Origin of the sequence: Bacillus cereus group sp. BfR-BA-01350 (assembly GCF_022663775.1) — a bacterium.
GTDB classification, from domain to species: Bacteria; Bacillota; Bacilli; order Bacillales; family Bacillaceae_G; genus Bacillus_A; species Bacillus_A paranthracis.
On record NZ_JAKUGD010000005.1, the window covers coordinates 214051 to 226969 of the forward strand.

The following is a 12919-nucleotide window of genomic DNA, read 5'->3' on the forward strand; positions in this document are numbered from 1 at the left end:
TCCATCACCCACATTTTTTCTTTTAATATATCATGAAAATTTATCTATGCCGTATGCAATTATGCATATCCATTTTTTAGGGTTATTCATTGATTGATTTTATTTACAATTGCCTCTTTATATGCATGCATTTCTAATATATCAAAAAAGAAACTTGCTTTCTTATATGTATCTTCAATCTCTGCCTCATCATACTCCAACCTTTCTAGACATTCACCTCTTTGATAGTACAGCTGCCCAATTAATGCCATACTATTAATTCGGCAAGATATTTCAATCGCCTTATTCACTTGATATAAGGCTTGTTCATATTGATTATCTAAGTATAATGCTTTTGCATGATTATATCTTACCTTCACGTCGAATTCTTCATTATCATGCAATGACTCTAATTGTTTCAATATACCTTCAAATAACTCAATACTCTTCTTAAAATAGCCATTTTCAGCATAAATATTTGCGATTGCATTTTCTATATAGAGGTTTTGGTATACATCTATTCCAGCTAGTTGTTGGTTTAACAATTTTTTCAATTCTAAAATACAATATTCGTAATCAATTTTCTTCAACATGTAAGCTGCTACATGATATTGCCATTGAAGAAACTGCTGGAATTCGGGATGATATTCTTCCTTTTTCAGCTCATTCCATACTCTATTATAAATCTCTTTATATTTTTTTTCCTTACATAGCGTAATGACTTGATCTTTAAACTGCTTTTTTCTCTCAATATCTGAATAAATGAGTACCTCATAAAAATGAATAATGGGAACTTGTAACTTTGCTGCAATACCTTGCAATATATCCATACTTGGGTATACTGCGCCTGATTCAATTCGGCTCACTTCCGATTGATGACATATGTTCTCGGATAACTGTTTTTGTGTTAATCCCCGCATTACCCTAATTTTCTTAATTTCACTTCCTAATTTTTCTGCGTGCATACTTACTCACCATCCCATTATAACAATATAATTTGTTAAGTTGTCATACCACTACAATAATGTGAGTTCGACAATTTTTGACATGAAATAATGCATAATATATATAAAATTCGGCAAATTCTTCATACAATTCGTCTCACATATAATAATAGATTAGTGGTTTTATAAATAAATTATAGAAGATTCGTCCGTGCCTTCGTTACATTCGGTCTTCTTTTTCCTTTATTAGCAGTAGCAGAAGTTATTCACACCCAAGAATTAGACAGAAATGAAGTAAAATTTGAAATTACTTAGCCTAATTTAACGCTTAAAAAATTACACAACCTCAAAATGATACGAAAAAAACATACTGAAAAAGTATTTAAAAGGTGAGATAAATGAGGCAGAAGCTCAACAAAAGTGAATGACAACTGAAATGAATATAGATTCCCAACTTACAAATAAAGCAACAAAAGAAAATCAAACCAAAGCTCGCCTTGCACAAACATATAAAAACTATAAAGTATATGGCCAAGATCTCATTGTAAAAGTAGATAAAAATGGAGTAATCACAACTATTAGTGGTAAAGTTGTCCAAAACTTAGATCAACAACCTAATCTTACTATAACAAATTTTTTGTCGAAAAATGAAGTAAAATCTAAATTACACGATATACTTCAAATCCTGAGCGATGCGACTGTGACGAAACTCTCTATTGAAATACTTGTTTATAAGAAAAAAGAAGTTTACCATTCATAGGCAAACTTCTTTTCATATCCATCCCTTTTCTTCCGCAATTGTAATTGCCTCAATTCTATTTTTCGCATCAAGCTTCGTTAATACTTCAGAAATATAATTACGTACTGTACCTGGCGAAAGATAAAGTGCCTTGGCGATTTCATTTGCCGTCTTTCCCTCTTTCGCAAGTAGCAATACTTCTTTTTCACGATCTGATAACGGATTTTGCTCCTGCCATAAGCCGAACATTAAATCTTGAGAAATCTCTCGTTTACCTTTCATTACGTTGCGAATCGATGCAGCTAAATCCTCGCTTGGGCTATCTTTTAATAAATATCCGTGCACACCAGCTTTCATCGCTCGTTCAAAATATCCAGGGCGCGCAAATGTTGTTAAAATCATTACTTTACATGCCGATTTTTCTTTCTTCAACGTTTCTGCAACATCTAATCCGCTTTGAATTGGCATTTCAATATCCATAATGCTTATGTCGGGTTTTAATGATTCAATTAGTTTTAGTGCCTCTTCCCCGTTCGCTGCTTGCCCAATTACTTCAATATCATCTTCTAGATCAAGTAGGGCTCCTAACGCACCACGAAGCATTCGCTGATCTTCTGCAATAATAATTCGAATCATGCCTTCACCTCATCTTTTCCTGTTCTAATAACAACTGGAACTTTTACTGTTAATAGTGTTCCTGGATTAATCGTACCCAGTTCAACAAATCCATCAATAAGAGCAATTCGCTCCTTCATACCACGAATACCATTCCCGTCGTGATTTTGATCCGCTAAACCGATTCCGTTATCTTTTACTGTCAAAATCAATTCACCTTGTGATTCTAGTAAAGAAACTGTGCAATGCGTTGCCTTACTATGCTTTACAACATTCGTAACAGCTTCACGTAAACACATTCCTAAAATATTTTGTTCAATGGGTGATAGCGAACTTGCACTCGTTTCTTGTTTGATCTCTAATTCAATATTAGCAGCTTGTAAGATTGCTTTTATTTGCTCAAGCTCTTCTTCTACTGTAATCATACGCATATCAGAAATTAATTCTCTTAGCTGCTTTAAAGCGGTACGAGATGTTTGTGTAATTTCTTTCGCTTCCACACTTGCGCGTTCTGGATTTTTCACAATTAACTTCTCCACGAGCTGACTTTTTAACGTAATAAGAGATAGTGTATGCCCGAGCGTATCATGAAGATCTCTTGCAATCCGCTGCCGTTCTTCACGTTTTACTAAGTCTTTAATTTGCTCATTTGCTTCATTTAATTGATTTCTTAACATCTTTTTCTGATTAAAGTTGCGCATACCAAATGGTGTAAGTAGCATTAAAATAAACATCGGGACGATATTTATTAAACTTGTCGGTGTTATTTGATCCATATTTACAAATACAAATGCTCCAAGCATAACACCTAACAAACATAGTAATACCCGAAATGCTTTCTTACTTGGTGCAAATCCCATCGCACTTGCCGTAAAAAAGCCAAAGAATATCATGAAGGGATTATAAAATAAAGCAAATAAATAGATGAGCACCATCTGTATACATGCCCACAAAACAAACGTCTTCTGAACGAAATAAAGTTGACGGTATGTGATAATAAAAAGTATCAACATACCGCTCCCTAGCACAAACTTCCATCCTGACACTTGTGCTAAATGGTAAATCGGAAATAATAAATACACGAGAAACATATACGGAAAGAAACCCATATGTTTCGGAAAAATCTCAATCCTCTTCTTCTCTATCATTTATACCGCTTCCTGTCTTTTTCTTATATATATTGATATTACAACAAATATAAGGAAATAACCTCCTAGTACCGCGATATTTTCCCAACCAATTGATTTTCCAGCTACAATATCCCATGCACCACTTCCGAAGTGATATGTTGGTGTCCATTCACCGATAGATCTTAATATTTTCGGGAATACTTCGATTGGCATCCATAGACCGCCAATTACAGCTAAACTCATATTTAAAATATTCGCTAAACCCGCTGCTGCATCCGCCTTCTTAATAGAACCTATTACTGTTCCAAGTGCTAAAAATGGTGTTACCCCTAACAATAACCATAATCCAGCACCAATCCACTGCCCTACCGTTAACTCCACATGATTAATTAATATCCCTGCAATAAAGATAACTAATATTGAAAAGGCATTTACTACTGTTTGAGCGATGATCTTTGCTGTTATATACGCACCCTCTGGAAGTGGTGTAATTTTTAACAAATGTGTCCACCCTTGCCCTTTTTCCTGAGAAATTCTTACACCGAAACTAAAAAGTGCTGTCCCTACAATACTAAACGTTGCCATTGAGATTAAATAATGTGCTTTCCATGCATCACCGTTTTGTGGTACTTGAATAACATTAGTGAAAATGTAGTAAAACATAACTGGCATTAATAATGAGAAAAAGATAAATAATTTATTGCGGAACGTACGTAAAATTTCTATTTTGCATTGCATCCATAAAGCTTTCATGCGATTTCCCCCTTCTGATTTGCGACAAACTGTTCAAATGCTTCATCAAGACTTCCACGTTCAACTAAAATATTTGTTACAGGTAAGTTCTTTTCATAAATTGCTTTTAAGGTTGCATCCGTATCTTCAGTTATTAAAGTGAAGTGACCTCCGTTTGATTGTACTTCTGTTACGCTTGGTAACTCTTTTAATAATTTTGCAGGAATACTTTCCTTCGAATAAAATGTAATTGTTTTTCGTGAAATCGTCGCTTTCATCTCATCTGGTGTACCATCTGCGATAATCTTTCCATTTGCAAACAATAAAATACGATTCGCCAATACATCCGCTTCTTCTAAATAGTGCGTCGTTAAAATAATTGTTTTCCCTTCACTTGCTAACTTTCGAATCGTTTCCCAAAACGTTCTTCGAGACGTAATATCCATTCCAACCGTCGGTTCATCTAAAAATAGCAAATCTGGATTTCCTGCAAGTGCGAGTGCAAAATTTAACCTTCTCTTTTGACCTCCTGATAATTTCTCACATCTTTGCTTTCGTTCCGATTTTAAATTCGATAACTGTAGCAACGTTTCTTTCGCTACCGGATTCGTATAATAACTACGGAATAACTCAATTGCCTCTTCCACTGTAATGCTATCAATGACACTTACTTCTTGTAACATCGCGCCGAGTCTATTACGAACATCTCTATGCTTTGGACTCTTTCCGAATATAGAAACCGTTCCTTCCGTCGGATCCTTTAATCCAAGCATCATCGACATCGTCGTCGTTTTCCCTGCACCATTTGGTCCAAGTAGTGCTACGATTTCTCCTTTATTCACATGAAATGAAACGTTATTTACTGCTTTTATATGTTTAAATGTTTTAGAAACACTATTTACTTCAATAATCTTTTCCATCTCTCCACCCCCGCTGTTTCTTATATTTACATTGTATTCCTTGGAAAACTTAGGAAACAGTATGATGCGTCATGACATCGATATGACAATTGTCATGTATTCTTTATGAGAGGAATCAATCCGCCATACTGCAAGCGAGTAGCAGGACGAAAATAAACATGATACAATCGGGTAAGATATATATTCGAGGAAGGACAGTGGTTTTCATGATTATTCGTAATGAACAAGATTTAGAAGGCTTACGAAAAATCGGCCGCATCGTTGCGCTTGCACGTGAAGAAATGAAAAAAGAAGCGAAGCCAGGCATAACAACGAAAGAGCTTGATTTGATCGGTAAAAAAGTATTAGATGAGCATGGTGCTATTTCTGCACCTGAAAAAGAATATGATTTCCCTGGCGTAACTTGCATCAGTGTAAACGAAGAAGTTGCTCACGGCATTCCAGGTGATCGTGTATTAAAAGAAGGCGACCTTGTAAATGTCGACGTATCTGCAGCACTTGATGGTTATTATGCAGATACAGGTATTTCATTTGTACTTGGAGAAGATGAAGCAAAAGAAAAGCTTTGCCAAGCAGCTGTTGATGCCTTTTGGGCAGCAATGAAAAAGGTGAAAGCTGGTTCAAAACAAAACCAAATTGGTCGTGCCGTTTCAAACTTTGCACATAAAAATGGATACAATGTTATTCAAAACTTAACTGGTCACGGTATTGGTCTTAGCTTACATGAAGCACCAAACCATATTTTAAGTTACTTTGACCCAATGGATAATGCGCTTCTAAAAGACGGTCTTGTTATCGCTGTAGAACCATTTATTTCTATGAAAGCTGATCACATTATCGAACGTGGCGATGATGGTTGGACATTCGTTACCCCTGATAAAAGCCTTGTTGCACAATGTGAACATACAGTTGTCGTAACTCGCGGCGAACCGATAATCTTAACAGAAATATAAAAAAAGAACCGCTTCTTAGTAGGAAGCGGTTCTTTTTTACATACTTTTTTGAAAGGAAGCAATACGGTTGAACTGATTGTCATTTACGTATATACTTTTTAACGAAGGTTATTGATGATTATCTTCCATAGAGGATAATTAAGGGAGTACCTTCTTTTTTTATATAATAGCATCGATTAAAGTAGTGGCGCTCTATCTATATGAAAAGAGCTATTTTCGCTTTAATCTACAAAATTGTATACTCTTTTAAACAGTACATATTCTCTTCATCCTGGCCAAATTCAATCTACAATTTATTACTACCTCAATATAAAAGAAATAACATTTACAATCGGATACATTATTTTGGTTAGCATGTATCGTAAAACTTACCTTTATAACAATTCTTTTCACATCCAATCATATTCTTACTTGATTGGATGTTTTTTTATACAAAAAGGACGATACATACAGTATCGTCCTTTTAACGGGGTGAGGCTGTCCAAAAGTACGGAAAACCTTTGAACAGCCTCTTATTTTCATATGGATGCCTTACATATATCACTGATGATAATTATGAAATGCGGAAACATATTTATCATCACATGATTCAAACATGAGAAAAGAAACCCTACAGTGGATTCTTTTCTCTACATAATCTAAAGTTTGGGTACACTAGATTCATGCAATGTAGGAGCTTTCCAAGTAGAAAGCGAACCTTCATTTAAGATGATAGCATACATATCTCCATCAAACATATGCAAATATGCATATGTTTTTTATTTCTCAATGTCAGAATATTGAAAATTCAAAAATATAAAGGTAAAATGAAGTCGTTATCCGTCTTCTTTTGTCAGTCAGAGAGAATAGAAGAATAGGAGAGAAAAAAATGAAAAAATCTTTGAAACAAAAAATAGTAAGCTCTTTGCTTGCTGTATCACTCGCTGTTAGCTTAGCTCCGATTGGACAAGCTAAAGCTGATTCCACGTCAGAAATCAAGCAGACTTCATCTATTACAAAACAAGTTGATGCAAGCCGCGCTATCGAACACATCCGTTTCTTATCCGAAACAATTGGCCCTCGCCCCGGTGGAACAAAATCAGAGGAATGGGCTTCTCGCTATGTTGGTATGCAGCTTAAATCAATGGGCTATGAAGTAGAATATCAACCATTCCAAGTGCCGGATCAATACGTTGGATTTATTGAATCACCATTATCCACAAAGCGTAATTGGCAAGCTGGTGCTGCCCCTAACGCACTAATTTCTACAGAGGCTGTTACAGCTCCTCTTATCTTTGTTCAAGGTGGGACAAAATTAGAGGATATCCCAAATGAAGTAAACGGAAAAATTGTTCTATTCGAAAGAGGAACAACAGTAGCTGACTATAATAAACAAGTTGAAAATGCCGTTAGCAAAGGTGCAAAAGGTGTTCTTTTATACAGTTTAATTGGTGGACGTGGAAACTACGGACAAACTTTCAATCCTCGCCTAACGAAAAAGCAATCTATCCCTGTCTTCGGTCTTGCTTATGCGCAAGGAAATGCATTTAAAGAAGAAATCGCTAAAAAAGGAACAACAATTCTTTCCCTAAAAGCGAGACATGAATCTAATTTAACATCATTAAACGTCATCGCTAAAAAGAAACCAAAAAACAGTACAGGTAATGAAAAAGCTGTCGTTGTAAGTTCACACTACGATAGTGTCGTTGGAGCACCTGGAGCAAATGATAATGCTTCTGGTACAGGATTAGTATTAGAATTAGCTCGTGCTTTTCAAAATGTAGAAACTGATAAAGAAATTCGTTTTATTGCTTTCGGTTCTGAAGAGACTGGCTTACTTGGCTCCGATTATTACGTTAATAGTTTATCCCAAAAAGAACGTGACCGGATTTTAGGTGTCTTTAACGCAGACATGGTTGCAACAAATTACGATAAAGCAAAGAATTTATATGCTATGACGCCTAACGGTTCTCCAAACCTTGTAACAGATGCAGCCTTGCAAGCAGGTAAACAATTAAATAATGACCTTGTACTGCAAGGAAAATTCGGCTCTAGTGATCACGTGCCATTTGCTGAAGTTGGGATTCCGGCCGCCCTATTTATCTGGATGGGTGTCGATAGCTGGAATCCATTAATCTATCATATCGAGAAGGTATATCACACACCTCAAGATAACGTATTTGAGAACATTTCACCTGAACGTATGAAAATGGCACTAGAAGTAATCGGAACTGGTGTTTATAACACTCTTCAAAAACCTGTTACGCAAACAGAACAGAAAGCTGCTTAATCATTTGTAAAAGACCACTGATAAAAATCAGTGGTCTTTTATTGAGAAAAAATATATATGCATAAAAGCATATTTTCTCCTACTCATTATCGTATACAATATTAACTGTAACAAAAATGATTACAACAATTAAGGAGGCTTTTCTACTATGAAAAAAATGATTTTAGCCGGTGCATTAACTTTAGCAGGAATTACTGGTGCTACCACGTTTATTCCTGAAACAAAGGCTGCTGCTGCAACTCAAGAACAAAGCTTTACAAAATTTTATTCTTTGCAAACTGGAAGTAGTTCTGAGCAAGAACCTATTTTCCTTCAAAAGGGACAAGAACTAACAATTCAACCTAACAGCAAAACTCCTAGTTACAGTGTTTATGACTCAAATCATAATCTTATTGGACGTTATTCTGATGGCTACGGCCGAATTTTCACTGCAAAAACAGATGGGAATATGTACGTTCAATTTCATGCACCTTATGTTTACTATAGTCCTGTTAGCTTTTCGGTTACGTATACAATCCGATAAAATAAAGGGCCCTTCCCAAGGGCCTTTATTTTGTTTCCCAATTCACTTTTACAAAACCATCTTTCACCATTAAACCACTTATACTAAATACATACTTTTCATTCGCTTTCAATGTAGCTTTAAAAGTACCTTTTTTTGATTCACAGATTTCTTTTAGCTCCCTTATCCCTTCTCCTTTCCTTTCATACAAGCTAAAGCATAAATTCCCACGTTTTGCATCTGTCTCATAAGAAAATGTTACTTCTGTATCTTTTGCATACTCAAATTCAATGTCCTTCCCAGCAATATCCCATAATGAAAATTTTGCCTCGTAACTTGTTTCCCCTTGCTTCTCATTTTCTAAATATATATCTCCTACTCTCCACGCATCATCTAACGTTTGTGCAAAAGTAAAACCACTAAGTAATACAAACATTGTACTTGCCAATATCGCAACTAATGTTACCTTCTGTTTTTTAACAACATTCATCTTATATTCTCCTTCAACTTTCTTTTTACTTCTTCTTACCATATATAATAAAAATCCAATAAAGAATGGCAATATAATCGCTAAAACACTCCACCCTTTACTCATTTGATGTGCTTTCGCATCTGTATATACCCATGATGCAACACATATTAAAAGTGCTATAAAAGCTAAAAACATTGTCACTCCAGCTACTTCAAATATTACAAACGGATTAGCGAACTCTTTCATGTAATTTATACTCCTTCTTTAAAAATGACTGTATTACAACATATATCGGGATGTATACGTGCATCATAATCACAATGGCTATCAACATAGAAATTTTATGATCCAAATGAGTAACAAATTGTTCTATAACAACTGTTAATAAAACAATCCAAATGGCGTGAATACAAATCATCCATCTCTTCTCTAAATTCCGAGCATCTCGCATGCCCTGCTTCGTATTATTTATTAGCTCTTCGCTAGGAATCATCTCTCCCCCTAAACTACTTTTTATCTTTTGATCAAATTTATCTTCCTTCATAAACGAACCCCTCCAAATGTTCTCGCATTTGCTTCTTCGCATAATTAAGGCGATATTTCACCGTACCAATTGGTATATTTAATATTTCACTCATTTCTTTGTAAGAATATTGTTCATAGTAGTAGAGTACGAGCGCTGTTTTATATTTTTCATTTAATAACTGTATAACTTCTCGTATCATTTCTGCTTCGACTTTTTGAATGAGTTCTTCTGATATATTCACATCATCTGCAAACTCTATTTCTCCATCATCTTCTTTATGAAATAAATCCAATACACGATCTTTCCATCTTTTCTTTTTGCGATAAAAATCATAAAATGTACGAACACAAATTGTAGTAATCCACTTTTTATAATTCTCCACGTAAGAAAGTTGGTGCCGCGATGAAAAAACTTTTATCCACGTCTCTTGAAAAATATCTTCCGCGTCTTCTTTCGTCTTCGCTAACTTATAGCATAAGGAATATATTTGCTGCTTATATATATCAATTAATTCTTCTACCTTTTCTTCCATCGGAAACCTCCTGTCATTTATATAAGACGACGCAAATTCTCCTTTTGTTTGATAAAATTTTATTTTTTTATTATCTCCATACAAAAAGGCAATCACAACATCGTGTGATTGCCTTTTACTGAAAGCGAAAAATCGGCTCCGCTTTTCTCTATTGTCCAGCTTCAGCGGCTAGAATACTCGGTGGCTTCGCGCCTTCCTCCGAGGCAAAGTACGCCTCTCTGTCAGGAGCTCCATCCCCCTCCTATTCTGAACGAGCCGCTTCCGCTTTTCTTTATGTCTAGCTCTGCCTCCTAGCCCCTTCCGTCTAAGAACCTTCCCCACGAGAAGATAAAATGCATCTTCTGTGGGAAAGAACCTTAGCCTTCGGGACTAAACAGTCGGCTCCGCTTTTCTTAATTACATTTTTTCTGGTGCAGATACTCCTACGATTGCTAATGCGTTTTGAAGTGTAGTGCGTACTGCTTTCATTAACTCGTAGCGAGCTTTACTTAATTCTAAGTTATCTTGGTTTAATACTTTTTCTGCATTGTAGAAGCTGTGTAATGTTGCTGCTAATTCAAATGCATAGTTTGTAATACGGTGTGGTAAACGTTTTTGTGCTGCATCCGCAACTACTGCTGGGAATTCACCAAGTTTTTTCAGTAACTCTACTTCTTTCTCAGAAGTAACAAGTTTGTAGTTCACGTCTCCGCCTGTAGCTAATCCTAATTCTTCACCTTGACGAAGGATACTGCATACGCGAGCGTGAGCGTATTGTGCATAGTATACTGGGTTTTCGTTAGATTTTGATACAGCTAAGTCCATATCGAAGTCTAAATGAGAATCACCGCTACGCATTGCGAAGAAGTAACGCATTGCGTCCACACCTACTTCTTCCATAAGCTCACGAAGTGTAACTGCTTTACCTGTACGCTTACTCATTTTCATTTTTTCACCATTTTGATACAGTTGTACCATTTGGATGATTTCTACTTCTAATGTTTCTTTATCGTAACCTAGCGCTTGAATAGCAGCTTTCATACGTGGAATGTAACCGTGGTGGTCAGCACCCCAAATATTGATTAACTTATCGAAACCACGCTCTAATTTATCACGGTGATATGCAATATCTGGCGTTAAGTACGTGTAAGAACCGTCGTTTTTAATTAATACACGGTTTTTATCATCGCCGTAAGTCATTGAACGGAACCAAGTTGCACCGTCTTCTTCAAAGATCTCGTCACGCTCTTTTAATACCGCAAGAGCTTGATCGATTTTTCCGTTTTTGTATAATGATGTTTCTGAGAACCATACATCAAATTTAACACGGAAGCTTTCTAAGTCTTTTTGAAGTTTTGCTAACTCATATTTTAAACCGTACTCACGGTAGAATTCATAGCTTTCTTTTTCATCAGCTTTCGCATAACGATCGCCAAACTCTTCTGCTAAACGTTTACCGATTGCAATGATGTCCGCACCATGGTATCCGTCTTCTGGCATTTCTTTCTCTAAGCCTAAAGCTTGCATGTAACGAGCTTCAACAGAAAGAGCTAAGTTATGGATTTGGTTACCAGCATCATTAATGTAGTACTCACGAGATACATCATATCCTGCTTTTGCTAATAAGTTACATAACGTGTCACCTACTGCTGCACCACGTGCATGTCCTAAGTGAAGGTCACCTGTTGGATTCGCAGATACGAACTCAACTTGTACTTTTTCACCTTTACCAGTATTCGTTTCACCATAAGCTTCACCAGCATTAACGATTGTTGGGATTAAGTCTGTTAAGTAGCTATTATCCATGTAGAAGTTAATGAAACCAGGACCTGCGATTTCAATCTTTTCAATAGAAGCTTTTGCTTTATCGAAGTTTGCAACTAATTCTTCTGCAATCATACGAGGTGCTTTTTTCGCAACACGTGCAAGTTGCATTGCCATATTTGTAGAGAAGTCACCATTTGTTTTATCTTTTGGAGATTCTAATACTACATTTGGAATCTGTTCTTCTGTCGCTAATTCTGCCTTTAATACAGCAGCTTGAATTTCTTCTTTAATTAATCCTTTTACTTGTTCTAAAGAATTCATTATTTTGCCTCCTTCAAATTAATCGTAATTGTATATCTGCCAGCTTCTTGTTCACTTAGAAGCAATGCGTACGTTAAGAAGAGTTGTCCTTTTTTCTTTTCATCCGACCATTTAAAAAGAACGTTATCAGTTTTCGTTTGCAATGCAAACGTACCAAGTTCACTCGTGTACGTACCAGTTGTCCATTCACCTTTCACATGCGTTTGACGCATAGAAACAGCACCTGAACGCATAATGAGAACTTGTTCATCTTGGATTTTAATAATTGTTTTCACTTCGCCTTGTTCGTTCGGCTCTTGGAATGTTACGTATGTACCTTGACCTTTTACATAGTATTGACCATTTGCTTCAAAAGCAACGGTTTCCTTCCTCGCCCCTTCACGGATTTCCGTTACGAAATGAACGTGTACCGGCAAGCCTGCAAGTTGTTTCTCCACGTCTTGCACACCTTTCAAATGTTATAGATATTAAATACTACTTATAATAAATCACTTTTCCTATCATATCAAAAAAAACCTCTGTCTGTCTGCTGAAAAATC

Annotated in this window: 14 protein-coding genes; 4 read left to right on the top strand and 10 right to left on the bottom strand. The window is 36.0% G+C overall.

The annotated features are described in order from the left end of the window. Window positions 1–86 precede the first annotated feature (86 nt). On the bottom strand, window positions 87–944 hold the full coding sequence (gene plcR / locus MR147_RS14025; protein WP_074608077.1) for a transcriptional regulator PlcR: 858 nt from the start codon (window positions 942–944) through the stop codon (window positions 87–89). A 415-nt stretch (window positions 945–1359) separates the two neighbouring features. On the opposite strand from plcR, the gene MR147_RS14030 reads away from it, so the two are divergent. After that, a complete protein-coding gene (locus tag MR147_RS14030; protein WP_074608131.1) occupies window positions 1360–1683 on the top strand; it encodes a bacillolysin in 324 nt (107 codons plus the stop codon). Between the two features lie 12 nt (window positions 1684–1695). On the opposite strand, the gene MR147_RS14035 is transcribed toward MR147_RS14030, so the two are convergent. From MR147_RS14035 to MR147_RS14050, 4 genes are read right to left on the bottom strand one after another with little or no spacing between them, the layout of a single operon-like run. Further along, entirely contained in the window at window positions 1696–2298 is a 603-nt protein-coding gene (locus MR147_RS14035) for a response regulator transcription factor (protein WP_000619249.1), read from the bottom strand. After that, on the bottom strand, window positions 2295–3425 hold the full coding sequence (locus tag MR147_RS14040; RefSeq protein WP_074608075.1) for a sensor histidine kinase: 1131 nt from the start codon (window positions 3423–3425) through the stop codon (window positions 2295–2297). Before MR147_RS14040 ends, MR147_RS14035 begins: the two co-directional genes overlap by 4 nt. Beyond that, window positions 3426–4160, bottom strand: coding sequence for an ABC transporter permease (locus tag MR147_RS14045; protein ID WP_074608073.1), 735 nt, complete (start codon window positions 4158–4160; stop codon window positions 3426–3428). Next, complete coding sequence (locus MR147_RS14050; protein WP_242304428.1) at window positions 4157–5059, bottom strand: ABC transporter ATP-binding protein; 903 nt, start codon at window positions 5057–5059, stop codon at window positions 4157–4159. The genes MR147_RS14045 and MR147_RS14050 overlap by 4 nt, the downstream gene beginning before the upstream one ends. 158 nt (window positions 5060–5217) lie before the next feature. Here MR147_RS14050 and map point away from each other — a divergent pair, with 158 nt between their 5' ends. The 3 genes from map (at window position 5218) to MR147_RS14065 (ending at window position 8804) form a co-directional block, all read left to right on the top strand. Further along, on the top strand, window positions 5218–6012 hold the full coding sequence (gene map, locus MR147_RS14055) for a type I methionyl aminopeptidase (protein WP_242304430.1): 795 nt from the start codon (window positions 5218–5220) through the stop codon (window positions 6010–6012). A gap of 868 nt (window positions 6013–6880) precedes the next feature. Further along, window positions 6881–8281 (top strand): M28 family metallopeptidase, encoded by a 1401-nt coding sequence (locus MR147_RS14060; RefSeq protein WP_074608067.1) that lies wholly within the window; start codon window positions 6881–6883, stop codon window positions 8279–8281. Window positions 8282–8429: 148 nt separating this feature from the next. Then, window positions 8430–8804 (top strand): hypothetical protein, encoded by a 375-nt coding sequence (locus tag MR147_RS14065; RefSeq protein WP_242304432.1) that lies wholly within the window; start codon window positions 8430–8432, stop codon window positions 8802–8804. A 25-nt stretch (window positions 8805–8829) separates the two neighbouring features. On the opposite strand, the gene MR147_RS14070 is transcribed toward MR147_RS14065, so the two are convergent. From MR147_RS14070 to MR147_RS14090, 5 genes are all read right to left on the bottom strand, one after another. Then, entirely contained in the window at window positions 8830–9501 is a 672-nt protein-coding gene (locus MR147_RS14070; protein ID WP_242304434.1) for an anti-sigma factor, read from the bottom strand. Further along, window positions 9485–9799, bottom strand: a complete 315-nt coding sequence (locus MR147_RS14075) for an anti-sigma factor (RefSeq protein ID WP_076869406.1) — start codon at window positions 9797–9799, stop codon at window positions 9485–9487. Before MR147_RS14075 ends, MR147_RS14070 begins: the two co-directional genes overlap by 17 nt. Beyond that, a complete protein-coding gene (locus MR147_RS14080) occupies window positions 9786–10313 on the bottom strand; it encodes an RNA polymerase sigma factor (protein ID WP_242304436.1) in 528 nt (175 codons plus the stop codon). The genes MR147_RS14075 and MR147_RS14080 overlap by 14 nt, the downstream gene beginning before the upstream one ends. Before the next feature lie 396 nt (window positions 10314–10709). Continuing rightward, window positions 10710–12380: an arginine--tRNA ligase gene (gene argS, locus MR147_RS14085; protein ID WP_001086449.1), complete on the bottom strand. Its 1671-nt coding sequence runs from the start codon at window positions 12378–12380 to the stop codon at window positions 10710–10712. Beyond that, entirely contained in the window at window positions 12380–12817 is a 438-nt protein-coding gene (locus MR147_RS14090; protein ID WP_000414867.1) for a YwiB family protein, read from the bottom strand. The genes argS and MR147_RS14090 overlap by 1 nt, the downstream gene beginning before the upstream one ends. Window positions 12818–12919 lie beyond the last annotated feature (102 nt).